We start from the raw sequence: 24,058 nt of genomic DNA, 5'->3' as shown, positions 1-24,058 counted from the left end.
TTTATTTATGAGAACTTCTTTTCTAGGGCGTCAAAGTCTTCTTTTTTAACAACACTTTGACGCTGAGCAAAAGTGGCTACTAAGTTAGGATCTTCTTTGAGTTCGCCCGTTTGCTTTAAATGATTTAGGGCTTGATTCATGCCATGTACTGCGCCTTGTAAGGCAGCATTGGCATACAACACAATTCCAAAACCCATTTGAGCAAGCTCTTGCTGCGGAAGCGATGGAGTTTTGCCCCCAATCACCATATTGATGAGCTGCGGGCAATTGGTTTGCGCAGCAATGATCTTCATTTCTTCTACGCTTTCTGGCGCTTCAATGAAGGTCATATCCGCACCCGCTTGCGCGTAGGCTTGAGCTCTATCTAAAGCATCTTGTAATCCGTTAATGGATCTAGCATCTGTTCTAGCAATGATTAAAAAGTCATCATGCACTCTAGCGTCTGCTGCGGCTTTGATCTTGCCGCACATCTCTTCTTTGCTAATAATGCTTTTGCCAGCGAAGTGACCACAACGCTTCGGCATAGCTTGATCTTCTATTTGTACTGCATTAGCACCAGATCTCTCTAGCACTTTAATTGTGTGATGCACATTTACCGCATTACCAAACCCAACATCGATATCCACAATCAGGGGTAGTTGAATCACATCCCGAATGGCAGCAGTGTGCGACGCAACATCATTCAAGCTAATAAAACCTAAATCCGGAATGCCGTAAAACTGATTGGTGAGACCTGCACCACTTAAATAGACTGCCTCAAATCCAGCATCTTCGATCACTCTTGCTGCTAATGCATTGCCTGCTCCAGGAACTAGCAATCCTCTTCTCTCATTGATGAGGCGGCGCAGCTTGGTGCCCAAATGGGTTGAGCCATCTTGTTGTGGCATGGTAGTCTCCTTTTTACAGAATTATAAATACCTATTAAGAGACAATTCAGAGACAAATGTCAGAAAAATCCGCTATTACTGGCGTAGATTGCCATGCCCACATCATGGCCGTGGATCTACCCTTGGCTCCGGAGATCCATTCTCGACCTGCGCGCGATGTTGGTGCAGAAGAATATCTCGCTGTTTTAGGCTCACACGGCATCTCACATGGGGTATTAACTGCACCCAGTTTTTGTGGTGCCAATAATTCGCTTTTGCTTGATGCTCTTCGTCGTTATCCTGATCGCCTTCGTGGCACTGTGATTGTTGACCCTAGCTCGCCCCGCCTAGAGCAAGAACTAATACAGATGCGTGAGCAAGGTGTTGTTGGCATTCGCTTGAATTGGATTAAGAAAAAAGCCATTCCGGATATTGATAGTGCTGACTATAAAAAACTCCTGGGTATAGCTAAAGACTTGGATCTTCATATTGAATTGTTCCTAGAAGACCAATTACAAGAATTGGTGGTTCCTAAAATTTTGGCTAGTGGCGCCACTTTAGTGTTAGATCACTTTGGCAACCCCGATCCTAAACTTGGAGCTCAAGGCAAGCAGAGCAAGAGTTTTCAGAACACCCTGCATGGTCTCGCTGATGGCAAGGTGTGGGTCAAACTCTCAGCACCCTATCGCCTTGGCTTTTTAGATGGCGTTTCTATTCAAGGCTATGTTGATGCTCTTGTGGCAGTCAACCCCAAACAACTAGTATGGGCTAGTGATTGGCCATGGCTCAGTTATGAAAACCGCTTTACTTATGCTGACTGCATTTCTTGGATTCAATCAGCCATTCCAAATACCAAAGTGTGGAATGACATTTTGATCAATAACCCTAAATCCCTGTTTCATTTTGAATAAGGCTTGATATGCGCAATCTTTCTAAACAATCTCTTTTAAAAACTGTCTTTGCTTGTACGGCAATTTTCTTATTGCAATCGGCTTCTGCTCAGACCGTCACTAAATTGATTGTTCCTACTGCGCCTGGTGGCGGTACTGATGCACTCTTCCGAGTGGCCTCTAAAGATGCACAGCGATTTATTGGTGGCCCGATTAGTGTGCAGAACGTTCCTGGTGCTGGCGGCACGATTGGTGTTGCGCAAATGGTGAACTCTCCACCCGATGGTTACACCCTAGCTGGTGTTTGGCCCTCTCCCGTTACCGTAGTTCCACAAACGAGCAAGGTTCCTTACACCCCGAATGACTACATTCCAGTGATTCAGCTCTCTACTGCGCCTTATGTCTTTTGCGTACACCCTGATTTTCCGGCAAATGATGGCAAATCATTTATGGAAGAGCTGCGCAAGAATCCCAAGAAATACACCTACGGCACTGATGGCTTAGGTGGCCCTGCGCAGCTCGCTACCGAGCGCATCTTTAGACCACAAAATATCCAAGCTGTTGATGTTCCCTACAAAGGTGCCGGTGAAACCATTATTGGTTTTTTATCGAATCAGATAGATATCTATGTGGGTTCTATTCCACCAGTTTTGCAACACGCCAATATTGGTAAAGCCAAGTGCTTGCTAGTCTCTTCTGCAAACAGAAATGCGCAGTTTCCGAATGCCAGCTCCTTGAAAGATATTGGCCTTCCTAAAGAAGAAACCTTATTGTGGCGCGTAGTGCTCGCACCTAAAGGTACTAAGCCTGAGCGCGTTAAACAAATTGCACAGGCCTACACCCAAGCTATGAAAGAGCCCGATACCGTCCGATATTTAGATGAAGTTGGTGAATCTCCTGCCGTCCTCACAGGCAAAGAACTGCAAAACAAACTCGATCAGGAATACGCAGCCTTCAGCCAAATCGCGAAGACGCTGAATTTACGCTAACGAGATGCTAGTCGCTTTTGTTTGGCGACTAGCTGCAGTCGCTCGCAATCTGGGTTGGGCGTTCCATCCTCATTGAGAATATTAAATTCTCGGCAAGGGGTTGGACGGTTCTCATAAATAGAGCAACGCCATTCTTCTTTGGTGTGGCGTAATGCGATACAAGGGGCGCCACCCTTCTCCGTGCCTTTCATACAGGCGAGATGATCTGTGAGCTTGGTAGTCAACTCTGCGGGAACCACACCCACGCCATTACCTTCGATTTCCCCGTGATAAAAACTCACACGAAAATGTTGGCAGCACTGGCCACAGTCAAAGCAGGGATTCGATGTCATGTCGACATTTTAATTCTTTTGCTGCCCATAAAAACAAGGGAATAAGGAATCCGTGATTTCCTTATTCCCCCTCTGCTGACTTTCGCTATTGCAATTGCTTTTATTTTTTCTCTGTTATTGGTACTGACGATTGAACACGTGCTTTGTTTCGCTTTCATGACGCTTGGTATTTTTGAGCACTGCGCAGTACGACAAAATCATGATGGCCGCCAATGAGATGCCGTTGAAGTTGTTCATCAAGTTGCTTAATGTATTCATGTATTTCTCCTCTGCTGTGATTGCTTAGTTGTTGCGTTATTACAAGACTACTGAGTCAAAAGCTCACAAAATGAGCTAGTGAAAAATTGTGGTTTTTTCTGTCTTTTATTCTTATATTTAATGGGTTCTCCTAGCGTGCGATGGGCAACTCATCCCACTTGGTGGTGTAGTTAGGTGATCGATTGTTTGATCTCATTTGCCAAGCTTGTTTACTATCTTGCGTACCCGAGACTGCTGACCGAAGCGCTGCATTTCCAAAGCGGGTATTAATTTCATCCATCACCTTCATAAGGTGCGCTGACTTACCTTTGCTCTCGAGATCTTCAAAGAGTGATTGCTGTACGCTAGGTTTATCGCTAATGCAGTTCAGAATGATTCCCGCCTTCTTATAACGAAACTTCGGTTGATAAATTTGCCTCAGGCCTGCTAGTGCTGCGTTAGTTAATGTCAGCGTGTTGTCTGTTGGATTAGCCAAAGGAACGGTGATGCTTTGATGGTGCTGTGGCTCATATTGCTTAAATGGGTTTGTCTGAATAAACACCGTTAATGCACCAGTCACCCCATCTTGCCCTCTCAACTTCTCTGCGGCTCTCGCGACATGAGTCGCTACTGATTGGGCTAGCTCAGTCTGGCTGGTCACTAGCTTGCCAAAGCTGCGAGAAGCGATGATTTGCTGTTTATCTGGCGCCACTTCTTCTAACTGTAGGCAGGAAGTGCCTCGCAACTCATGGCAAAGGCGCTCCATGACCACACCATATTGCTGGCGCATAGCCTGTGGTGAAGCACACAGTAGGTCAAACACACTATGAATACCCTGCGCTTTAAGTTTTTTATTTAACTGCCGACCAATACCCCACACCTCACCAACCTCAGTCTCGCTCATCCATTGATAGAGTTCTTCTTTGGGCATTGCCTGTACATCACATACGCCAGAGAATGTAGGATGCTTCTTTGCTAAATGATTGGCCAACTTCGCCAAAGTCTTGCTAGCGCCAATGCCAACGCAGACTGGCAAGCCGGTTGTCTCTTTCACGGTTTGTCGAATCGATTGACCAAACTCAATGGTGTCGCGGTAGTGTTTTAAAACACTCTCAATTTGCAAGAAGCTTTCATCAATGCTGTAGATCTCAATCTTGGGTGTAAATGTTTTGAGTACCTGCACTACGCGATTGCTCATATCGCCATATAGCGTGTAGTTTGATGAGTAGGCAGTAATGCCGTGCTTCTTGGCCAGATCTTTCATCTGAAACCAGGGCATACCCATCTTAACCCCTAGGGCCTTGACTTCCGCGCTACGCGCTACGGCGCATCCATCATTATTTGATAGCACGACCATAGGAACGGTTTCAAGCTTGGGCTGAAAAACACGCTCACAAGAAACATAAAAATTGTTCACATCCACCAAAGCAAACAATGCTGGGGTTAAATGAGTGGTAGGTAATTTTTGTGGCGCACTCATAGCTTGATACTCTTGTTGTAACGAGTGCTCGCAGTGCTGTACTTGCGCACCACGCCAACTACTACACCCCAAATCTGCAACTCATTACCCTCACCAAATGTGATGGGCTCATAGCTCGGGTTCTCAGGTTGCAACTCAACGCGGCCACGTGATTGATATAGGCGTTTAATGGTGTACTCACCATCAACGACTGCAACCACGATATCTTTGTGTTTTGGCTTTAACGCTTTATCCACTACGACCTTATCGCCGTCACAAATTCCTGCACCCAACATCGAGTCACCCTTCACGGTGAACATGAAAGTGGCGGGCTTGTTCTCTACGAGGTACTGGTTTAAATCCAAGCCATCCTCAGCATAATCCGCCGCCGGACTAGGGAACCCAGCTGAAATACGGTGACTTAAGAGCTTGAGTTCATAAGTAGCAAAATGACCTGCCAAGGCTTGCGGTGCCTGACTTAAGGTCGTTTTTAGGGGGCTTAACTGCGTTTTCATAGTGATTAATATACTGTATGTTTATACAGTATATATAAAAACCTGAAAAATGAGGCTGTTTTTGTTGTTTTCGAGTCTTTGAGGCGGTTTTTCTAGTCATAAACCCCAATCTCCTCAGGAGGGATTTAACCCATAATGGGTCTTGAGTTTTTGATGAATTTTCATTCCAAAACAACCGATACCGGTGGGGGAGACAAATGAAGGTGTATCAGAAGGCAACTTATATCGTTGCTGGGTTTTGTTTTTTCTTAGGCCTGTGTACAGCAGCGTTTGCGCAATCCGCAGCACCCTTCCCCGATAGAACCATCCAGTACATCATTCCCTTTCCGCCTGCTGGTGAATCGGATCTAGTTGCCCGCTATCAAGCTGATATCTCTGCGAAAAAGTTTGGGCAACCCATGGTGGTAATGAATCGCGCTGGTGCTGGTGGCGCTCTTGTTTGGAGCGCGCTTAATACCTACCCCGCCGATGGCGCAACCGTAGTAGGCGTCAATATTCCGCACACCATCTTGCAGCCACTACAAGAAGGTATTCAGTACAAGACTGACGACATCAATGCGATCTACTACTACCACTTCACCCCAGATGCCTTGATGGTCTCTGCTGATAGTCCGTATAAAACCTATCAAGAATTTATTGCGGCAGCTAAGAAAGAGCCTGGCAAGATGTCCTTGGCTGGCTCGGCCCAATACTCTGCTAACCATATGGCTGTAGAGCGTCTGAATAAATTGGCAGGCGTCAAAATTAATTACGTACCCTTTAAAGGCACAGGCGATTTAATTACCGCGCTTATTGGTATGCACGTTGATGGCGCGATGGGTTATTTGCCATTAGCAATTCAGCAAAAAGGAAAAGTACGCACCCTTGCTATCGCCACCGAGAAACGCAATCCCGCCCTGCCGGATGTACCCACCTTTAAAGAGTTAGGCCTGAACTGGGTAGACGGTGCTTATCGTGGTGTAGCCGTACCGAAATCTACCCCACTAGTGCTACAACAAAAGATGTCAGATTACTTTGCCAAACTCAATGCTGATCCTGAGACTAAGAAAAAACTAGAAGAGTCTGGTTTTGTATTGGTAGATATTCCGCTAGCAAAGATGCCAGCATTTATGAAAGAGAAAACCGCGCAATCTATGGAAGATGCGAAGAATGCGGGAATGATTAAGTAAGCAGTAAGTAGACTTTTTCTTCTACCAATAAAAAACCACCGCTGAAGGTTTCTGACGCGGTGGTTTTTTTAATTTGCACTGATACGATTAGCAAAAAGCAAAAGCGAGTATCGCGGGGTCATCTAGAAATGCATTCGACAGATAAACGCTGACTCTAAAAAGCCAAGGGTTTACGGTCTCAACGATTTCTGAAAGCAGTTCCATGAGGCTATTGTAATAGCCTAGCCCCCAAGGTAGTCAGACTTACCCACCTCTACACCGTTGTGACGCAGGATGTTGTACGCAGTCGCAATATGAAAGTAGAAGTTAGGAATGATCCAGGTTAGCAGGTATTGATCACCTACAAACTCAAAGTTCCATTCTTTAATTGAGAACTTAATTTCTTTAGTCTCGCTACCCTCAAGCTGCGCAGGGGTAATTGTCTTAGCAAAAGCAATGGTTTTAGCAATACGCTCTTGCAACTGCTCAAAAGTACTTTCGTGATCATCGAATTTGGGTGGCTCAACGCCAGCAAGACGCGCCATGCCGTTCTTGACTTGGTCGCAGGCAATTTGGATTTGCTTTGATAGCGGGAACATATCTGGCGCGAGGCGATCATTGACCAACACTGTGCCATCAATATTCTTTTCCTTGGCGAAGGCCTCACCTTTTTTCAAGATGTTGGAGAGATTTGTCAGCATCTTCACAAACTGCGGAATCGATGCTTGATACATTGACATTGCCATATGAATATTTATCCTCCGATTTAAACGTCACTCATGAAATCGCCACCACCACTGTCATCCCAAGAGCTGGCACCAGCGTCATCCCACGAGCTCGCATCGTTCACTCCAAAGTTCGGAGCGTCTGGCGCGATTCCACCGACTTGATTAAAGCCATTGTTGATATTTCCGGGATTAGCGTGTTGGCCGCCACCCATTAAATGGCTAGCCAATGCTTCACCCGCAACCATGCCAGCACCTAAAGCGGCGCCCGTTGCCAAGCTACCCATCAAGCCACTACCTACGCTAGGTGCACCAGGATAACCAGGAGGATAAGCACCAGGAGCACCGGGAGCGCCAGGATATGGGCCATTTGCTGTCGGCGCGTTGTATACCTCTACAGGTTGTTGACGCTTTCTCATGAAGAACATAATTCCGGCGATCAAGATCGCAATCAGAATCCAGAACATGGGGCTGGTGAAGATAGAACCTGCGCCTGCATTTGCGCTTGTGTGGGCAGGCACTGCGCCAGCGCGCAACTCTGCTTGTAGGCGCTGAACAGATTCAGGCTGAGCGAATGGCAATCCAGGCGCTAGATTTTCTGCTTTAACAAAGGCTTGACGCGCGGCATCAATTTTGCCTTCACGCAAATAGAGTTCAGATGCAATGTAATGCGCCTTGGCGCTATTCGGATGGTTTTGTAATACCTCTTTCATCATGGCATCGGCTTTAGCCAATTGACCTGATTGAATGGCTTGAGAAACCTCTGGCAATGTTGCTTCGGCAAAAGCGAGAGAACTCGTTAGCAAGAGCGCGCTTGCGAACACTGTCACAAACATCTTCGTTACCTTCATTACATTACGCATTTTCATTAAAACTCCTTGTAGGAAATTCATTGCGATTTTTATTATCGCTAGTTTGGGTATTTTTGCTATCCCTTAGCTATATGAGGGCTTTTTGGGGAAATTCAAGCCTAAGAATAGAGCTCCTCAAATGGAGTAACCTTATTTTTTGTAGCTATATTAATTCATTGATGTTATGATTTTATGTAACTACAATAATTTGGATGAAATTTACCTATGATTTGGCAAAAAATAATTCCAATTTGAAGAAGCATGGCCTACCCCTCTCGGCCGCTCAGTTACTAGATTGGGATACAGCACTGAAGTGGGTTGACCGCAGAAAAGAGTATGGAGAAGAAAGGTTTGTCGCTTTAGCACTAATGAGTCAACGCTTATATTGCGTGGTTTATGTAGAGTCAAAAGCAACAATGAGAATTATTAGCCTGAGAAAAGCAAACATTCGGGAGATCGATAAATATGAAGAAGAAAATTATTAGACCTAGCGCTAAAGAAGATATTGCAATTACGAAAGCCGCCTTATCTGACCCAGACTCACCTCCGCTCACCGACAAAGAGTGGGATGAAATTAAACATAGAGCTATTCGGGGACGAGGTAGACCTCTTGGTAGCGGCACCAAAGAACAGATCACCCTAAGGATTGATAAGGACACTTTAGATTTCTATAAATCTAAAGGTGAAGGCTGGCAAACCTTCATTAATCAAATATTAGGTGAAGTAAAGAGAGAATCTAAAACCATCTCTACCATTGAGAAAAGAATTAATAAAGGCGTTTTAATGGCCAGCAAGTTAAAGGCGACTGCCTAGACATCTGGGTACATCAAGAAATCTCTTTGATCTCACCCGATGAGGAAATCAAATAAGCCTTATTAGGCTTGTCTTCGCGGATTCGGGTCAATTCATTGCGGTAGTTCTGCAACTGTTCGCGATATTGCTCGTACTTTTTACTACCCAACTCCGGAATAGTTAGCTTGTAATCCAGGATGGCGATGTGATCATCAAATTCCACCAATCTATCCATACGGTAGCTCTTGCCTTCTTTACTAGCAATATCAAGTTCGTTCCATGCGGCAACCCACTGACCTGAGGTGAGATAAGGCTTGAGTTCTGTTGCTGTTAATACTCTAGTTGCCCGCTCAATCACTCTCTTAGCATGATCTTGATCCACGCCCAACCAATTCATCACCTCTTGCTCGGTTGGCATAGGCGGTTTTATGGGACTGCTTGAGTCTGGAGTTAAGAACTCTAGCAATTTATGAAAGTTGGTTCCCTCTTCCAAAATTTCAGGGTCGGGCTGCTCCTGCGCTTGCTCTGTGGATTTTTCTGCAAGCTCTTTTGCAAACTCACCACTCTCAATCTTAGAAATTAACTTCTGGTAATCTTTTTGGGCGTACTCCCACTCAATCGCAAAGTGATCTATCGTGAATGGCATGCTACCGAGCTGCTCTTGAGCATTGCTTGCTTGTGCCGCCACTTCTGGAAGATTGAGAGCAGCCACATCTAGGGTTGCTACCCCAGCCGCCAAGGCTCTGCCATACCAAGAACGCTCTTTAATGCCAGTTTTTGTATTGGATGCAACACCACTGATCCATAAGCCCTGCTTGGCTCTAGTCATCGCTACGTATAGCAAGTTCCAGTTTTCATTTTGACTGACCTCGGCTTCTTTTTGAAAGATCGAATTACGCTCGCCCGTTAAGGTCTTAGCGGTATACAAAGATAAATGGCTTGGACTGGTTTTTTCAGGAGACCAATCCAACAGCACGCCACGATATGGCGCTTTCCATTCCGTGTTGTTCGCATCGAGCATGAAGACGAATGGGGCCTCTAAACCCTTTGCTCCATGGATCGTCATCAAACGTACGCGCCGATGTTGATCCTCTTCAGACATTTCATTATCAACATCAGCTTCGGCAAGATTGTCATCAACATCCGTTTCCACCTCTAGCTCAACATCGCCCTCATCCGGCGTCTCATCATCGTCGCCACGACGCATTGCGTTGATCTCATCAATAAAGCGACTTAAGCTTGGATATCGACCACCATCTTGGTTTAAAGCCAACTCTAAGAAGGCATCTAGATTTGCCAGCACTTGCGCACGCGCCAAGTTTTGGGCAGAAACAGCATATTTAATACGCAAATCACTCTCGTGATAAATCAAATCCAGTAAATCATGCACCGGCAACACCTCGCCCAGGCCGCGCCAGCGCTCTAGATAGCGTGCCACCTTCTGAATTAGAGGGCTTTGATTGAGCTGCAATGCATCCCACCAACTCGGAAGCTCATTACCGACACTCTTGGCAAGTTCTTGCATCTGCCCTTCAGAAAAACCAAATATAGGGCTGCGTAATACCTGCGCCAAAGGCAAATCATGTCTTGGTGAAACCAATGCTGTTAGCAATGCAATCAAATCATCAATCTCAAGGGTATTGAGCAATCCTCCTAAGCGAGAACTGTCATAAGCAAGACCCGCCTCACGCAGCGCTTTTTCATATTGGGGTAAAAATTCGCGCCGCTTTACTAACAAAATAAAGTCACTACCTCTTGCAAGACGCCAAATCGATTTACCCTCTTTTTTATCCATCACTTGACGAGTGGCTAATAGATGATGAATCAAACGACTGACCAGTTTGCCCTCTTCATAGCGCTGCTGAACCGGTGTAGTTTGACCCGCATCTTCAATCGGGCCATCTAGCGCAGTGCCAACTCGTGTTGCGACTATTGGCTCTTCTCGCGAGATCAAAGGCAATAAGTAAGCTTCGCCCTTAGCAGCATATTCTTGCTCGGGAAGCCCATCTAACAGGGGTTTCCAGGCCGTTGTCTGCTCTGCGTAGCGATAACTCTCTGGCAACGATCCAGCTAGAAAAATCTGATTCACGGCATCATTAATACTTGACGCATTACGACGAGTCTCATTTTGATACAGAGGAGTTGCTCCTAGTTTTTCAACTAAGAAATCTCGCGCGCTATCAAATAATCGAGGATCAGCACGACGGAAGCGATAGATCGATTGCTTAGGATCGCCAACGATAAACACGCTCGGCATTGATCCATCATCACCATAGCCCGCAAGCCATGAGCGTAATATCTGCCACTGTAATGGGTTGGTGTCTTGGAATTCATCAATCAAGATATGTTTGTATTTGGCATCTAACCTAGCTTGTAAATAAGCAGCGTTATCCGAGCTTGCCATCAATTGACTTACGCCAATCTCTAAATCATCAAAATCGCGCACTCGCATGGCTTCTTTACTTCTTTCCATATGCGCAAGCATGGCCTCACTCATGGCAAACCAAGCATCGTTTAATTGATGGATTAAATGCTCGCTCTGCCACTTAAATAGAGCTTCGTAGGCCCTTAGCCAATCTGTGCGAATGGCGGTAATCTCCGCGGGATCTTGACCTAAGCCTTCAAGATATTTCTTCATCGGGGCACTCATCTCTGCAATATCTTTTAGAGGAGTGCGCTTTTGCGTAAAGAAATAACTCTCCCATTTGCTGGCGATTTCCATTACGGAACCACCTGCCGCATGATGCGCGATGACATCCAAAATAAATGGGGCTTTGTCTTGTTGAGTTTTAGTGCCATTACTAAAGCACCGGTACATGATTTCTAAATTGGCTTTAGTCTGCGGCTGACTCCAAAAAGCTTCTAGTGGATTTACAGAGCCTAAAGTTGGAAGAAGTTTGTCAAGACAATCAATGGGCTTAACACCCTGATTATTGCAAGTATCTTGAAAAAACGACCATGCACCTCTTTGCTTAAATAGACTGTAGTTACCCATCAAGAATTTTTGCGTCTCAAACGCGCCAAACTCTTCTAGCAAAACGTCGTAGTGTGCTTGTAAATCCTTGGGTAAATTACCCCACCAATCCGACATACACTCTTCTTGCAAGCGCTTCGCATCCTCTCGCAAACGAAAGCCTGGCTGGACTTCAGCCGATACTGGGGCGGCGTCCAAGAGTCGCCCAAACCAACCATGAAAAGTATCGATGACTACCGGTTGCGGGCTTGCCAAAATCTTGAGGTAAAGCGCCCTAGCTTGTGGCAGCAAATCCATCACTTGGTCACAATCTACACCCCTATCAACTAACTGCTCAGCCAAGGTGACATCATCAGCAGTTGAAAACTCTTCTAACAACTGATACAAACGATCGCGCATTTCTTGCGCGGCTTTGCGAGTAAATGTGAGCGCTAGGATTTCTTGCGGTTTAGCGCCTGCTAAAAGCAAGCGAATCATGCGTGAGACTAATAGCCATGTTTTACCACTACCAGCACAGGCAGAAACAATCACTGATTTTGTAGGATCGCAGGCAATCGCGTTATCAAACTTCTCGCTCACCACATCCCCTTTCTGCAAATGCCTCGCGCATCGCAGTATTGGCATACGCTATCAGGTGCAAATGCTTGCATGGGTTTACGCGCCCACAAATCGCTTAAGTCCTGAACAATCTGCACAGAAAATTGCTGCATCAGTTCGGGCATATCTTCGACTGGATGAGCCCGAACCTGTTTCTCCTCATCCTCGCTGATTTTAGCTTTCAGGCTGATCCATTCGGCTTGCTGTACGGCTCGCCCTGGCAGGTGGGCCGCATCTGGATCTTCATTTGCCCCACGCGCATAGATCAGCAACTGTGGATCATCCAGTACATTTTCAGCGCGACTGGCAATCTTCTTCATATCTTGATTTTTATAGTCAATCACAGCAGCAAGTGACTTATCCGATTGATGAATATCGAATCGGTCAGCGCGCCCCGCAATCCGAATTTCTCGATCGACACCATTAGGATCCTTGAGAGTGATAGCAAAGCCTACTGGTAATTCGGCATCGTGGTAACGCCACCCCTCCTTTTCGCGTTTCATTTGCCAATCAATAAAACTCGGAATTTGTTTTTGCCAATCGCGCAATGTGCCTAGCACTCTTGCATCACCAACAACCAATCTTTCAAACTCTTTCTCTGAAAATTGCATGAGATGCTCGATCATCCACTGGCGTCTTGCATCATCTCCATCATGAATCGGTGAGTGCGATTTTTTCTCTTCAGTTTTGAGTGCCTGAAAAAAGTTTTTAAGGAGCGCATGCAGTGTTTGGCCCGCTAATGAGGCATCGAAGCCCTCTTCAAATTCTTTTGCCTTACGTAATCCCAATAAGCTACTGACATAGTAGCGATAAGGGCAATCCCGCAAAGCTTTATAGGCACTCGGTGTAACGGTGGTTGGTATGGCTAAATCGAGATCTGGTTTACCGATTGCCATCTGAATGGGTTGGGACTGCCCCTCGTAGGGCTTTAAGCTTGGCTCAGATACTTTTAATGCATTCTTACCTAGCGCTACTTGCAAACGCGCAATCCAAGCGGAGGGCCTTAAAGGTTCGCCATTCTTACTTTTGCTTTGCCACAGTAAGTCTACATTTGGACAAGAAACCAAGAGCTGAGAAAGATCTCTTGCTTGCTGAATATATTGCGCAGTGATCGTTGATGACTTGAGATAGCGATTAAGCGCATCAGAGAAAAATAGTGGCGGCTGTGAGAATGATGGCAACTGTTGCTCATCACACCCCACCATCACCACTGCATCAAATTCACGCAGCCTTGTTGAGCTGAGTGGCAAGATACTCAATGTCGCTTGCGAATTTTTGCCTGCTTCTTCGTATGAAGCTTCTTCAATGACGGTTTTAAGAAGACTCAGCCACTCAGGCAAACGCATCTTTAGATCGCCATAGGGTCCTGAGCCAAGATCAAAGCGCTTTAAGGCTTCTAATAATTGCTTGCCAGCAGCATCTTTTTCCAATCGCCTAACCATGCCCGTCGCCTCAAGCTGGGCCTGTAGCTTTTCATAAGCGTCTGCGCAGGTAAATATGGAGGTCTGCCACTGCCCATGCAATCCATTTGCAAATCGAATTAACTCGATGAGCTGTTGATTGGGTGAGCCACCATGACTTGTAGCATAGCCATTGGCTTTTTCAATGGCAGCCATAAAAGTTTCCCAACCAGATTTCGCCTGGCTGGCAACTAAAATATCTTCCAACTGCGCAAGCAATCCAATACAAGATTCGGGTGTCTTTTGAAGACAATGCGCAAGATCTAAATACGGGTTTTGTAAAAACTCGAGCAAGATAGTAGCGCTAGGCCCTTCTTTGGGCGCACGCATCAACTCTAAAAGACTATCTAAAGCAGCAGCAGCTCGAGTGGTCGATAACTTCCATCCCGTTTCATCACGAATGCGTAAGGCATTACCAAGACGACTCAACAATGCTCTAGCGCGACGCGCAACTAAACGGTCTTGGGCCACTAATGCAATATGTTTCTTGCCCGCAATTAAATGAGACTCAACGGATTTTGTTGCAGCCCACGCCAATTCTTCAAAACGCTTCGCAGAAATTAAGCGCCAGCCCTCCTTCACGCTTGAGTCAACGTTGTGTTGAATCTGCCGCTCTTGATCTACGTCCGATTGGACGATCCCCTCTTTCGCATCCTGCCCAAATAGAGCCTCGGACCACAAGGCAACTTTCGTCCAATCGAGTGAGACACGCACTACTGGCGCCGATTGAGAATATTCAGCCAAGTAATGATCGATGACTTCCTGATCAATCGGCTTTGGATCTGCAGTTTGAACCCATATGAATGGCCGCACACTATTGCTACTATTTAATGCGATCTCTTTTGCACATTGCAAGTGCACTGCCATTGCGAGATGCTTACGAATGACTGGATCACCAGCGTTAGTGAGATAACGCCAAAATGCGAGCAATACCGCCGCCTCTTCATCAACGACATTTTTAGATAAGCCCACATAGGCTTTTGCGATAGCTTGATCTAGAACTAGCTCGACTTTCTTGAGCCATGCTTGAGTATCTAATGAATGTGTCTGCAGTAAGCCATTGAACTCACCTTGAAGTTGGGGAACAACTAATTCTGATAATGCATCGCATGCTTGAATCACTGCTTGAGCAAGTCCCCATGCTCCCGCCTCACTCTCAGCCTTGAACCACGCTTGTAAGGTTTTGTGTTTGCGCAGATTCACAAACACTGATAACCAACGTTCTAAGTCTGTTTGCTTTTTAGGAAACTTCCATGCGCCTGGCGCTGCCTCTAACCAATCCGTAAAGCTAATGACTTGGGGTAAGAATGCAATCTGAGGGTCCAAGTTTTTGGGTCGGTATTTTTCTAGCGCCGCCCTGACTCCAATTAAAGGGCCCGCAGTACTAAGCACCACTAGCGGGCGAGCTTTAGTTTGCACTGCACAATCCCAAACCCCTTTTGCCAGCTGCTCAAGCGCAGTGGCATCGGGCGTAATTGCCCAAGCTTGCACTTGTTTTTGCTTCGAAATGGTTGGAAATGACTGCGGCATTAAGCGGGATTTTGAGTTTCAGTTTTATGGCTAATTTTGGGTTTTGAGCAAAATGTTTCGCTTATTGCTAATATAAGCGTTGTAGCGCTATAACTAAACACATAAACAAATACGCCCAAATAAGGAATTTTCATGAGTGCCGGCATTAAATATGTAACTGACGCCTCTTTCGAACAAGACGTCCTCAAGTCCGATAAACCTGTTCTGCTCGACTTTTGGGCTGAATGGTGCGGTCCTTGCAAAATGATTGGCCCTATCCTGGAAGAGCTTTCTGGCGAGTACGGCGATAAGTTGCAAATCGCCAAAATGAACGTTGATGAGAACCAAGGCGTGCCCGCCCAGTTCAATATCCGCGGCATTCCGACCTTGATCCTATTCAAAAATGGCACAGTAGCTGCTCAAAAAGTAGGCGCTTTGGCCAAATCCCAGTTGACTGCATTTATCGATAGTCATCTATAAATAGTCCCATGCCACAGGTTCAGGAACTGAGCCTGTGGTTTTAGTGTAGTATTTCAGTAATAGCAGTCCAGTGCCTTTTTCAAAGCGCACCGCTTCCCCGTAATTTATCCCCCATCTGTTTTCTTACTTCCCCTTCTTTTAGCAAAACTTAAATTCTGTTTTTCTACATCTGTGTGACATCGATCAGCACAGCCTCAATTCAAAATCCATTTGTTTAATACCCTTTTTAACACCCGAGAACCACATGCAATTAACTGAACTCAAAGGCCTCCACGTATCCGCTTTGCTTGAAATGGCTGCTGGATTGGAAATTGAAAACACGCAACGGATGCGTAAACAAGAATTGATGTTTGCGATTCTGAAAAAACGCGCTAAAGCTGGTGAAACTGTTTACGGTGATGGCACCTTAGAAGTCTTGCCCGATGGCTTTGGTTTCTTGCGTTCTCCAGAAGCCTCATACATGGCTTCACCAGACGATATTTATATTTCTCCAGCGCAGATTCGTCGCTTTAACTTACATACTGGCGATAGCGTTGAAGGCGAAGTGAGAACACCAAAAGATGGTGAGCGTTACTTTGCATTGGTAAAAGTCGACAAGATCAACGGTTTGGCTCCTGAGGCCCTCAAGAACCGCATCATGTTTGAAAACTTAACGCCACTCCACCCTAACCGCATTATTGGTCTAGAGCGTGATATCAAGGCAGAAGAGAACTTGACTGGTCGCATTATCGATATGATTTCTCCAATCGGTTACGGTCAACGTGGCTTGATTGTTGCTTCTCCAAAGTCTGGTAAGACCGTGATGATGCAGCACATTGCGCATGCAATTTCTGCAAACAATCCTGATGCGATTTTGATCGTGTTGCTCGTTGACGAGCGCCCTGAAGAAGTTACCGAGATGCAACGCTCCGTTCGCGGTGAAGTTGTTGCCTCTACCTTTGATGAGCCTGCAGTACGTCACGTTCAAGTTGCCGAGATGGTGATTGAAAAAGCCAAACGTTTAGTAGAGATGGGCAAAGATGTGATCATCTTGCTTGACTCGATTACTCGTCTTGCACGTGCATACAACACCGTTGTGCCTTCTTCTGGAAAAGTATTGTCTGGTGGTGTGGATGCAAATGCATTGCAACGTCCAAAACGTTTCTTTGGTGCGGCACGTAATATTGAAGAAGGTGGCTCCTTAACCATCATCGCAACCGCCCTGATTGAAACTGGTAGCCGTATGGACGACCTCATTTATGAAGAGTTCAAGGGCACCGGCAATATGGAAGTTCACCTTGAGCGTCGCTTGGCTGAACGTCGTGTTTACCCATCGATTAACCTCAATAAGTCTGGTACCCGCCGTGAGGAATTACTGGTTAAACCAGAAAACCTCCAGAAGATCTGGGTATTGCGCAAATTGCTTGCCGATATGGACGATATCGAGGCCATGAACTTCATTGTTGATAAGCTCAAATCCACCAAAAACAATGGTGAATTCTTCGACCTGATGCGTCGCGGAGGCTAATTTAGACCCACTCTAGGGTGGTTTTAAGTCAAAAAGGGGCTTTTTAGCCCTTTTTTACTAAGCGAGAGAGGGCTTTCTTATTGATTTCATGGCATAATTTCGCTTTTGCAGCACCTTAACCGCTTTTAACTTGGGAAAGTATTTAAGTTAATTAACTTAAACGGCTACCCGCTGATAGGACCTCACATGAAACCTGGCATTCACCCCGAATATCGCGAAATCGTCTTTTTGGACGTTTCCAATAACTTCAGCTTCAAGACTCGCTCCACAATGGCTACTAAAGAGACCATCAAGTGGGAAGATGGCAAAGAATATCCATTAGCCAAGATCGAGACTTCTTCTGAATCACACCCCTTCTACACTGGCACCCAAAAAATCATGGATACCGCTGGTCGTGTTGAGAAATTCCGTCAGAAATTCGGTAGCAAAGCTGTTGCTAAAGCCTCTGGTGATGGCGCTGCTAAAACTGCAGAGAAAAAAGCTGCTGCTGCAGAAGCCAAAGCTGCTGAGAAGTCATCCAAGAAGAAGGCTTAATACACCTCCTTATCGCAGGGTATGGAAATGCCCTTCTCTGCGAGATAATCAAGGCAGCGTTTGCTGCCTTTTTTATTTTTAAGTTGCTTGCTTTAAAGATTGATTTACCTCAAGAGAGTTCATGGTCAAACTAACCGCTGCTGCTACGAGATCGATTCCGCGCATCATTATTTTTGCGCTGACATTGGTTTACGGTTTTGCCGGCCTCTTTTTTCGTGATCCCTGGAAAAATGAAGACGCAATGGGCTTTGGTGGCATGTGGACTTTGTTTCGCGGCAATTCCATAGACTGGATTGTTCCGCATCTGGCTGGTCGCGATGTTTCTTTAGGTGCGCCACTGCCCTACTGGATAGGCGCCACACTCATTAAATTATTTAGCCAATTTATTGGCGCTGCTAATGCCGCGCGTTTGTATTCAGCGATTTGCTTTTTTGCGGCAGCGCTAGCGATTTGGTATGCCACCTACTTACTTGGTCGTCGTCGTGAAGTACAACCGATGGCCTTAGCAGTTGGTGGTCAGCCCGATATGAAGAGCTACGGCATGACCCTAGCTGATGGCGCATTACTCATCTTCTTAGCTTGTGTTGGTCTTGCACAGCGCGCCCATGAGACTACGCCCATGATGGCGCAATTAATGGGTATCAGTATTGTGCTGTATGGCACCGTACGCGGTCTTGATAAACCTTGGCAAGGCGGTTTATGGACAGGCCTCGGTATTGCGATTGTTGCGCTCTCAAGCAATCTCACTTTAAGTTTGATTATTGTTAGCTCAACCATCATTGCAGTGATTGCTAGCAATGCTAAATTGCGTTTTCGTTGGACTCTGACCAGTACGGTATTAGGCCTCATTGGTTTTGCACTTTGGCCCATCGTTTGGTATTTGGCTGATTTACCTGCTGAGTGGCGACATATCGCAGAAGAAGGTTGGCGCAATTCCCCAGAGATGCGTGCAAGACCCTCTATCGAATCCCTAGGTTTTTTAAGCGTGAACTTCTGGGCGTATGCGTGGCCTGTATGGCCTCTTGCAGCCATTTCCTTAGCACACTGGGGTCGCACTAAAACAGCGGGTGCTTGGCGTGCTCCCCACCTTTGCATTCCACTGAGCTTATTTATTGGTAGCTTGATTTACGTATTATTTCGTCTTGAAGCGAATGAACATGATTTGATGATCATGATTCCTAGCCTATCGATCATCGCCGCCTTTAGCTTGCCAATTTTGAAACGCAGTGTCATTAGCTTCATCGACTGGTTTGCATTATTTAGTTTCACCTTAATTGCACTCGCCATTTGGATTATCTGGTTAGCCAAAGTCACTGGTTTCCCAGAATCTACTGCGGCCAATATCACTCGCTTGCTCCCAGGCTTTGAAGGTCAATTTAACTGGCTTGCGTTTATTGTTGCGTTAGCGATTACTGGTGTTTGGCTTTCAGTGGTGCGCTGGAGAACCTCTCGCGCCCCCAAAGAAATTTGGCGCTGCCTGATTATTTCCGCGTCAGGCACTACCTTGATGTGGGTTTTGTTGATGACCCTATGGTTGCCAACCATCAATTACGCCAAGACCTATCGCTTTGTTTCTGCGCGTCTAGCGCAGGTGGTGCCTCCAGGTGGTGGCTGTATTGATACTAGCAATATAGGCCCTGCACAGCTTGCTTCTTTTGATTACTTCACCAAGCTGACTTTGCGTGATGATCCCAATTGCCCATGGATGCTTACCCATAATCAATCAGAGGCTCAAGCTTACGCTCAGCTCAATAATAAAAAACTCCATTTACTATGGGAAGACCGTCGCGCTGCAGACCGTGATGAGCGCTTACGTCTTTACGAAGTTATTCCGGAGTAATCGGTGCTGCACTTTAAAGTATCGCGTCTTCGCGAGGACATCCCCGCTTTATTAAAACTGGCTGGCCCACTGCTTATTGGTCAATTAGCCGTTATTGCCTTTGGTGTTTTAGACACGGCAATGACTGCGCGCTACTCCGCTGATGACTTGGCAGCACTAGCAATGGCTTCGGCGATCTTTATTAGCATCTATGTTGGCTTAACAGGCGTTGTCTCTGCTCTTGCACCAATTGCCGGTCAACTATTTGGTGCTAAACGCCATGAAGATATTGGTGAAGAAGTGCGTCAAGCTACTTGGCTTGCCTTCGGTTTAACCATACTAGGTTGTTTTATTTTGCTCAACGCAGATCATTTACTGGCGATCTCCAGAGTGGCACCAGATATCGAAGCAAAAGCTAGGCTGTATCTCAATATTTTGGCAATTGGTTTACCCGCTAGTATGGGCATGCGTGTCTTAATGGCTTTACACAATGCAGTATCTCGGCCAGCTGTCATCACGGCGGTGCAATTGATTGGCCTATTCCTCAAGCTACCACTCAATCTCCTCTTCATTTATGGCGGTTTAGGTATTGAAGGCATGGGAGGTCCTGGTTGCGCAGTAGCAACGGTGATCATTAACTGGACTTGGTTATTAATGACCTTGGGCTTTGTTCTCTTTGACCGCTTCTATCGCCCCTTCCATATCTTTACGCGCATTAGCATGCCTGACTGGCATCGCATTTGGACCTTACTAAAACTGGGAACTCCAATTGGGTTTAGTTATTTAATTGAAGTAACTTCATTTACCTTCATGTCACTGTTTATTGCCCGCTTGGGTACTACAGCATTAGCGGGTCATCAGATCATTGCCAATATGGGAACGGTTATTTATATGGTACCGCTCTCGTTATCGATTGCTACCATGACTCTAGTGTCACAATCGATTGGCGCCAATCGACCAGAACGTGCCGAAGAGATTGGTTGGTCATCCGTATTCTTTACCACTAGCACCTGCATTTTGATTGGGGTGGCGGTTTGGTTTTTCCGTATGCAGCTATTGGATTTGTATGACCCACCAGAAGCAGTAAAAGTCTTTTCTATTCCGCTTTTTTTGTTTATTGCCTTTTATCAAGTCTTTGATGCTCTACAAGTTACTGCAGCATTTATTCTGCGGGCTTACCGAATCGCATTTTGGCCAATGGTGATTTATGCCGGCTCACTATGGGGCGTTGGTCTTGGTGGCGGCTACCTAATGGGCTTCAATGTTTTAGGATTCACACCAGAGTTTTTACAAGGCGCAAATGGTTTTTGGGCTGGCAACAGCATCAGCCTGGGTTTGGCCGCCTGTTTACTACTCTACCTCTTTAGAAAAACGGCGGAGCGTTACGAAAAAACACATCCGCCTGTTGAGGTCTGAGTTAATACGAGCTTACTGACGATACCCAGGGCCTGACACTGGTGCTGGATAGCTAGGCACCTGATTGCCCTTGGAATACATACACTGTTGGTAAGCAATGTTGTATTGTGTCTGCGCTTGATTTTGCTTGCCAGCAGAATTCATGGCACCCATAGCAGCGCCGCCTAATAAGCCAACACCTGCACCAGTGCCCACATTGGCATGATTTCCGCCCTGAATCACAGCGCCTGCAGCAGCTCCGAGAGCAGCACCGATCGCAGCACTTGTGGCGCCTTCTTTTAAAGCAGCATTACTAGTATCTTTTACGGCATTCGCTGCAAACTCGCGGCACACTTGATCTTCCTGCTGGAATACCTCAAATGGCTTTCCTTCGCGCGGCATGATTGCAATCGTTGGCCCCGTTGGCGCAGACACACATGCACTTAATACGCTAGTGGCAACAGCAGCCAATACGACTACGCGAGTCAATCTTTTCATATACAAATCCTGATTAATAAAACGTAATGAAATTAATACTGTGGGCGGCCATGTGGCGCACTGCTTGTTGGTGGCGAAGCTGCCTGAGTCTGCCATCCACTTGGGCACTCTTGTGCGTACGGATAGTATTTGCCGCTTGCCACGCAGTAATACCAAACCGCAGGCTGTGGTTGCGCAGCTAGAACTACGGGTTGTGGCGGTGGCGAGTAAGCAACTACAGGTGGAGGCGCGTAAACCACGGGGGGAGCATAGTAGCCAGCATATGGGCCGTAGTAAGGGCCCGCATAAGCCCAATTAGCGCGCCAGCCTGGACCCCAACCGTGACCCCAGCCAGGCCCATAGGCGGCAGGACGCCAACCACCATAACCGCCGCCAACCGATACATTCCAAGCGACGTTACCAGCTTGAGCCCGTACTGCTGAGCATGCTAAAACTGAAGCCAAAATAACACCTAAGATGCTGAATTTATTGACTTGTTTCATGATTGACCCCTTCTTATCTTTGGCCTTTATACAGCCTACTTCTTTATTCTAGTTTTTACTAGTCTTACTATCAATAACGCCCGATAAATTATTAAGCTGACAAGAAATTCACTTATTTCTGATGATGAATTGTTCTAGCTTATTGCTATAACTTATTAATCTAACTTCGCGCCTGATTGCTGCACTATCCTGCTCCATTTGGCTGACTCTTGGGCAATCAATTTAGATAGGTCTTTAGCACTACTTGGGGAAGGATCCAGCCCTCCTGCTAGCAAGCGTTTTTTCACTTCTGGATCATTTAGCGCGCGATAGGTGAGTTGATTTAATTGCTTCTGAATTGACGGCGGTAAATTAGCAGGCGCCATCAATGAGAACCATGAGACTGCCTCAAAACCAGGAAGGCCTTGCTCTGCAAAAGTAGGAATCTCTGGTGCGGCATGCGAGCGTTTTAGAGTGGTAACTCCCAGAGCCTGCACCTCCCCCGCTTTGATCAAGGGCAGTGAAGAAGATAGATTGTCAAACAACATGGAGATACGACCACTAACCAAATCAGGCAAAGATTGAGCGCGCCCCTTGTAAGGAATGTGACGAATTTGAATGCCTGCCATTTCCTTAAAGAGCTCACCTGACATATGCAATGAGGTTCCAACGCCTGATGATCCAAATGTGAGTTGATTGGGCTTTGCTTTTGCCAACTCGATCAGCTCATGCAAATTATTAACACCTAGTTTTTTATTGACCACCAATACATTGGGTGTGCTTGCTAGAAAACTAATGGGCGTGAAATCCTTAACAGGATCAAATGACATCTTTTCATACAGCGTGCCATTAATCGCATGAATGCCCACCGTACCAATTAATAATGTGTAACCATCAGGATCACTCTTGGCGACGATTTCTGCGCCAATGTTGCCGCCATAGCCGGGGCGATTCTCAACCAAGACGGGGACACCGAGATTTTGTTGCATGCTCTCTGCCAACACCCGCGCCAAGATGTCAGGCGCACCGCCAGGAGTAAAGCTGACCACAATTCGAATAGCTTGTTTTGGCCAAGCCGCATTTTTAGAAGATTGCGCCCATGATGTATTGCCGCCAAACAATAGGGCGAGGCAAATCAATAAGTATTTGAAAAATGGGCGTTTCGCTACTTTAGCCACTGTAGAAAATTGCATCCTTGCAAACCTAGGATGAACCTAGGCGAACTGAATTAAAAATTGAATCGAGAACGTAACCAGAGCCAACCTTCATACTTGCTTGGATCATCCGCGCATGCTCCAATGCCACACTCGAGTAGCGTTGAAACCAGATTGCCCAATACAAGCAGAATAAAAGCGATGATTAAGGCGTTGGCAAACCAAGAGCGCGAACGCACATCTCGATTAGGCAACATTAATAGAATAGCAATTCCGGCCAACAAACCTAGGTAAGCAACAAAAGCCCAGGTATAAAAATGCAACTCTAAAAAAGTTTTACCGAAGCCTTTATCGCCAGGAAGGATATGAAGCAGAACTTGGCGCAGAGAAACGGTCATTCCCACTAAGCCGCCGATGATGCCCCAACCATAGTGTGCCGAGTGCGCACCGCAACGAATATTAAGAACCAAGGCAAATCCAATAATGACAAATCCGATACGCTGCATTAAACACAGAGGGCATGGCAACTCACCAAAATACAGCTGATCAAAAAAGGCATAGGAGAGTGTTCCAACGATAGCTAATAAAGCCAGTTGATTGCCAAGCGCTGCCAATGAAGGAAAGGAATGTTTGCTCATGCCGACTTATAGGCTGATATTGAGATGACTGCTCGCATGAAAGCGAAACCACACCATCAGAATGGCGACTGTCACCGCAAGGAAAGTGAGCCCCGCGAGACGCTTCTCAAACCAAACCAGAATAAGGCCGATCAACGCTGTCAGAAATGGCAGGAACATATACATAAGGGAATTCTAGCGCAGGACAGTTTGAGATCGGGTAAATCACTAAAACAAGACCCTAAATAT

Annotated in this window: 24 protein-coding genes; 10 read left to right on the top strand and 14 right to left on the bottom strand. The window is 46.1% G+C overall.

Annotation, left to right across the window (positions count from 1 at the left end; genetic code table 11):
- Nucleotides 1-5: 5 nt before the first annotated feature.
- Nucleotides 6-887 (bottom strand): oxaloacetate decarboxylase, encoded by an 882-nt coding sequence (locus ICV39_RS06530; RefSeq protein ID WP_215389335.1) that lies wholly within the window; start codon nt 885-887, stop codon nt 6-8.
- A gap of 56 nt (nt 888-943) precedes the next feature.
- Here ICV39_RS06530 and ICV39_RS06525 point away from each other — a divergent pair, with 56 nt between their 5' ends.
- Entirely contained in the window at nt 944-1,777 is an 834-nt protein-coding gene (locus tag ICV39_RS06525; protein WP_215389334.1) for an amidohydrolase, read from the top strand.
- Nucleotides 1,778-1,785: 8 nt separating this feature from the next.
- Nucleotides 1,786-2,745 carry a tripartite tricarboxylate transporter substrate binding protein gene (locus ICV39_RS06520; protein ID WP_215389333.1) on the top strand — a complete coding sequence of 320 codons (960 nt, stop codon included), beginning with the start codon at nt 1,786-1,788 and terminating at the stop codon, nt 2,743-2,745.
- On the opposite strand, the gene ICV39_RS06515 is transcribed toward ICV39_RS06520, so the two are convergent.
- The 4 genes from ICV39_RS06515 to ICV39_RS06500 form a co-directional block, all read right to left on the bottom strand.
- Complete coding sequence (locus ICV39_RS06515) at nt 2,742-3,077, bottom strand: YkgJ family cysteine cluster protein (protein ID WP_215389332.1); 336 nt, start codon at nt 3,075-3,077, stop codon at nt 2,742-2,744. The genes ICV39_RS06520 and ICV39_RS06515 overlap by 4 nt on opposite strands.
- A 114-nt stretch (nt 3,078-3,191) precedes the next feature.
- Nucleotides 3,192-3,335, bottom strand: a complete 144-nt coding sequence (locus tag ICV39_RS06510; RefSeq protein WP_215389331.1) for a hypothetical protein — start codon at nt 3,333-3,335, stop codon at nt 3,192-3,194.
- Between the two features lie 130 nt (nt 3,336-3,465).
- Nucleotides 3,466-4,794 (bottom strand): Y-family DNA polymerase, encoded by a 1,329-nt coding sequence (locus tag ICV39_RS06505; RefSeq protein WP_215389330.1) that lies wholly within the window; start codon nt 4,792-4,794, stop codon nt 3,466-3,468.
- Entirely contained in the window at nt 4,791-5,288 is a 498-nt protein-coding gene (locus tag ICV39_RS06500; RefSeq protein ID WP_215389329.1) for a LexA family transcriptional regulator, read from the bottom strand. Before ICV39_RS06500 ends, ICV39_RS06505 begins: the two co-directional genes overlap by 4 nt.
- 197 nt (nt 5,289-5,485) lie before the next feature.
- Here ICV39_RS06500 and ICV39_RS06495 point away from each other — a divergent pair, with 197 nt between their 5' ends.
- The gene (locus ICV39_RS06495) at nt 5,486-6,457 is read left to right on the top strand and encodes a tripartite tricarboxylate transporter substrate binding protein (protein ID WP_215389328.1); all 972 of its coding nucleotides are present in this window, start codon (nt 5,486-5,488) and stop codon (nt 6,455-6,457) included.
- A 221-nt stretch (nt 6,458-6,678) separates the two neighbouring features.
- Here the strand turns inward: ICV39_RS06495 and ICV39_RS06490 are convergent, their stop codons facing one another.
- Nucleotides 6,679-7,182 (bottom strand): DUF1993 family protein, encoded by a 504-nt coding sequence (locus tag ICV39_RS06490; protein ID WP_215389327.1) that lies wholly within the window; start codon nt 7,180-7,182, stop codon nt 6,679-6,681.
- 20 nt (nt 7,183-7,202) lie between these two features.
- Nucleotides 7,203-8,030: a tetratricopeptide repeat protein gene (locus tag ICV39_RS06485; RefSeq protein WP_215389326.1), complete on the bottom strand. Its 828-nt coding sequence runs from the start codon at nt 8,028-8,030 to the stop codon at nt 7,203-7,205.
- Nucleotides 8,031-8,224: 194 nt separating this feature from the next.
- Between ICV39_RS06485 and ICV39_RS06480 the strand changes: the two genes are divergently transcribed.
- Together ICV39_RS06480 and ICV39_RS06475 are read left to right on the top strand one after the other, a co-directional pair.
- Nucleotides 8,225-8,497: a BrnT family toxin gene (locus tag ICV39_RS06480; RefSeq protein ID WP_215389325.1), complete on the top strand. Its 273-nt coding sequence runs from the start codon at nt 8,225-8,227 to the stop codon at nt 8,495-8,497.
- Entirely contained in the window at nt 8,478-8,825 is a 348-nt protein-coding gene (locus tag ICV39_RS06475; protein WP_215389324.1) for a BrnA antitoxin family protein, read from the top strand. The genes ICV39_RS06480 and ICV39_RS06475 overlap by 20 nt, the downstream gene beginning before the upstream one ends.
- A gap of 13 nt (nt 8,826-8,838) precedes the next feature.
- Here the strand turns inward: ICV39_RS06475 and ICV39_RS06470 are convergent, their stop codons facing one another.
- Nucleotides 8,839-12,357, bottom strand: a complete 3,519-nt coding sequence (locus tag ICV39_RS06470) for an exodeoxyribonuclease V subunit beta (protein WP_251372644.1) — start codon at nt 12,355-12,357, stop codon at nt 8,839-8,841.
- Complete coding sequence (locus ICV39_RS06465; protein ID WP_215389322.1) at nt 12,354-15,365, bottom strand: PD-(D/E)XK nuclease family protein; 3,012 nt, start codon at nt 15,363-15,365, stop codon at nt 12,354-12,356. Before ICV39_RS06465 ends, ICV39_RS06470 begins: the two co-directional genes overlap by 4 nt.
- A 132-nt stretch (nt 15,366-15,497) precedes the next feature.
- Here ICV39_RS06465 and trxA point away from each other — a divergent pair, with 132 nt between their 5' ends.
- The 5 genes from trxA (at nt 15,498) to ICV39_RS06440 (ending at nt 21,100) form a co-directional block, all read left to right on the top strand.
- The gene (gene trxA / locus ICV39_RS06460) at nt 15,498-15,824 is read left to right on the top strand and encodes a thioredoxin TrxA (RefSeq protein WP_068948270.1); all 327 of its coding nucleotides are present in this window, start codon (nt 15,498-15,500) and stop codon (nt 15,822-15,824) included.
- A gap of 244 nt (nt 15,825-16,068) precedes the next feature.
- Nucleotides 16,069-17,331: a transcription termination factor Rho gene (gene rho / locus ICV39_RS06455; protein ID WP_173956026.1), complete on the top strand. Its 1,263-nt coding sequence runs from the start codon at nt 16,069-16,071 to the stop codon at nt 17,329-17,331.
- Nucleotides 17,332-17,517: 186 nt separating this feature from the next.
- Nucleotides 17,518-17,865: a type B 50S ribosomal protein L31 gene (locus tag ICV39_RS06450; RefSeq protein ID WP_215389321.1), complete on the top strand. Its 348-nt coding sequence runs from the start codon at nt 17,518-17,520 to the stop codon at nt 17,863-17,865.
- A 121-nt stretch (nt 17,866-17,986) separates the two neighbouring features.
- On the top strand, nt 17,987-19,705 hold the full coding sequence (locus ICV39_RS06445; RefSeq protein ID WP_215389320.1) for a glycosyltransferase family 39 protein: 1,719 nt from the start codon (nt 17,987-17,989) through the stop codon (nt 19,703-19,705).
- 3 nt (nt 19,706-19,708) lie between these two features.
- On the top strand, nt 19,709-21,100 hold the full coding sequence (locus ICV39_RS06440; protein ID WP_215389319.1) for an MATE family efflux transporter: 1,392 nt from the start codon (nt 19,709-19,711) through the stop codon (nt 21,098-21,100).
- A gap of 12 nt (nt 21,101-21,112) precedes the next feature.
- On the opposite strand, the gene ICV39_RS06435 is transcribed toward ICV39_RS06440, so the two are convergent.
- The 5 genes from ICV39_RS06435 to ICV39_RS06415 all read right to left on the bottom strand — a co-directional run bounded on the left by ICV39_RS06435 (nt 21,113) and on the right by ICV39_RS06415 (nt 23,995).
- Nucleotides 21,113-21,577, bottom strand: a complete 465-nt coding sequence (locus tag ICV39_RS06435) for a glycine zipper family protein (protein ID WP_215389318.1) — start codon at nt 21,575-21,577, stop codon at nt 21,113-21,115.
- Nucleotides 21,578-21,609: 32 nt separating this feature from the next.
- Complete coding sequence (locus tag ICV39_RS06430) at nt 21,610-22,059, bottom strand: hypothetical protein (protein ID WP_215389317.1); 450 nt, start codon at nt 22,057-22,059, stop codon at nt 21,610-21,612.
- Nucleotides 22,060-22,214: 155 nt separating this feature from the next.
- Nucleotides 22,215-23,231 carry a tripartite tricarboxylate transporter substrate binding protein gene (locus tag ICV39_RS06425; protein WP_215389316.1) on the bottom strand — a complete coding sequence of 339 codons (1,017 nt, stop codon included), beginning with the start codon at nt 23,229-23,231 and terminating at the stop codon, nt 22,215-22,217.
- A 35-nt stretch (nt 23,232-23,266) separates the two neighbouring features.
- Nucleotides 23,267-23,830, bottom strand: coding sequence for a disulfide bond formation protein B (locus tag ICV39_RS06420; RefSeq protein WP_215389315.1), 564 nt, complete (start codon nt 23,828-23,830; stop codon nt 23,267-23,269).
- Between the two features lie 6 nt (nt 23,831-23,836).
- On the bottom strand, nt 23,837-23,995 hold the full coding sequence (locus ICV39_RS06415) for a DUF5993 family protein (protein ID WP_215389314.1): 159 nt from the start codon (nt 23,993-23,995) through the stop codon (nt 23,837-23,839).
- Between the last annotated feature and the right edge of the window lie 63 nt (nt 23,996-24,058).

This window comes from Polynucleobacter sp. MWH-UH25E (genome assembly GCF_018687095.1).
Classification (GTDB): domain Bacteria; phylum Pseudomonadota; class Gammaproteobacteria; order Burkholderiales; family Burkholderiaceae; genus Polynucleobacter.
This window is presented reverse-complemented; position numbering and strand designations above follow the sequence as displayed.

What these genes read in the sequence shown, in the direction of transcription:
- ICV39_RS06475 (WP_215389324.1), top strand. Translation starts at nt 8,478, where the DNA reads ATGAAGAAGAAAATTATTAGACCTAGCGCTAAAGAAGATATTGCAATT.
- trxA (WP_068948270.1), top strand. Translation starts at nt 15,498, where the DNA reads ATGAGTGCCGGCATTAAATATGTAACTGACGCCTCTTTCGAACAAGAC.
- ICV39_RS06525 (WP_215389334.1), top strand. Translation starts at nt 944, where the DNA reads ATGTCAGAAAAATCCGCTATTACTGGCGTAGATTGCCATGCCCACATC.
- ICV39_RS06415 (WP_215389314.1), bottom strand. Translation starts at nt 23,995, where the DNA reads ATGTATATGTTCCTGCCATTTCTGACAGCGTTGATCGGCCTTATTCTG.
- ICV39_RS06530 (WP_215389335.1), bottom strand. Translation starts at nt 887, where the DNA reads ATGCCACAACAAGATGGCTCAACCCATTTGGGCACCAAGCTGCGCCGC.
- ICV39_RS06505 (WP_215389330.1), bottom strand. Translation starts at nt 4,794, where the DNA reads ATGAGTGCGCCACAAAAATTACCTACCACTCATTTAACCCCAGCATTG.
- ICV39_RS06425 (WP_215389316.1), bottom strand. Translation starts at nt 23,231, where the DNA reads ATGCAATTTTCTACAGTGGCTAAAGTAGCGAAACGCCCATTTTTCAAA.
- ICV39_RS06420 (WP_215389315.1), bottom strand. Translation starts at nt 23,830, where the DNA reads ATGAGCAAACATTCCTTTCCTTCATTGGCAGCGCTTGGCAATCAACTG.
- ICV39_RS06445 (WP_215389320.1), top strand. Translation starts at nt 17,987, where the DNA reads ATGGTCAAACTAACCGCTGCTGCTACGAGATCGATTCCGCGCATCATT.
- ICV39_RS06520 (WP_215389333.1), top strand. Translation starts at nt 1,786, where the DNA reads ATGCGCAATCTTTCTAAACAATCTCTTTTAAAAACTGTCTTTGCTTGT.
- ICV39_RS06450 (WP_215389321.1), top strand. Translation starts at nt 17,518, where the DNA reads ATGAAACCTGGCATTCACCCCGAATATCGCGAAATCGTCTTTTTGGAC.
- ICV39_RS06465 (WP_215389322.1), bottom strand. Translation starts at nt 15,365, where the DNA reads ATGCCGCAGTCATTTCCAACCATTTCGAAGCAAAAACAAGTGCAAGCT.
- ICV39_RS06430 (WP_215389317.1), bottom strand. Translation starts at nt 22,059, where the DNA reads ATGAAACAAGTCAATAAATTCAGCATCTTAGGTGTTATTTTGGCTTCA.
- ICV39_RS06500 (WP_215389329.1), bottom strand. Translation starts at nt 5,288, where the DNA reads ATGAAAACGCAGTTAAGCCCCCTAAAAACGACCTTAAGTCAGGCACCG.
- ICV39_RS06485 (WP_215389326.1), bottom strand. Translation starts at nt 8,030, where the DNA reads ATGAAAATGCGTAATGTAATGAAGGTAACGAAGATGTTTGTGACAGTG.
- ICV39_RS06490 (WP_215389327.1), bottom strand. Translation starts at nt 7,182, where the DNA reads ATGGCAATGTCAATGTATCAAGCATCGATTCCGCAGTTTGTGAAGATG.
- ICV39_RS06495 (WP_215389328.1), top strand. Translation starts at nt 5,486, where the DNA reads ATGAAGGTGTATCAGAAGGCAACTTATATCGTTGCTGGGTTTTGTTTT.
- ICV39_RS06515 (WP_215389332.1), bottom strand. Translation starts at nt 3,077, where the DNA reads ATGACATCGAATCCCTGCTTTGACTGTGGCCAGTGCTGCCAACATTTT.
- ICV39_RS06510 (WP_215389331.1), bottom strand. Translation starts at nt 3,335, where the DNA reads ATGAATACATTAAGCAACTTGATGAACAACTTCAACGGCATCTCATTG.
- ICV39_RS06480 (WP_215389325.1), top strand. Translation starts at nt 8,225, where the DNA reads ATGAAATTTACCTATGATTTGGCAAAAAATAATTCCAATTTGAAGAAG.
- rho (WP_173956026.1), top strand. Translation starts at nt 16,069, where the DNA reads ATGCAATTAACTGAACTCAAAGGCCTCCACGTATCCGCTTTGCTTGAA.
- ICV39_RS06435 (WP_215389318.1), bottom strand. Translation starts at nt 21,577, where the DNA reads ATGAAAAGATTGACTCGCGTAGTCGTATTGGCTGCTGTTGCCACTAGC.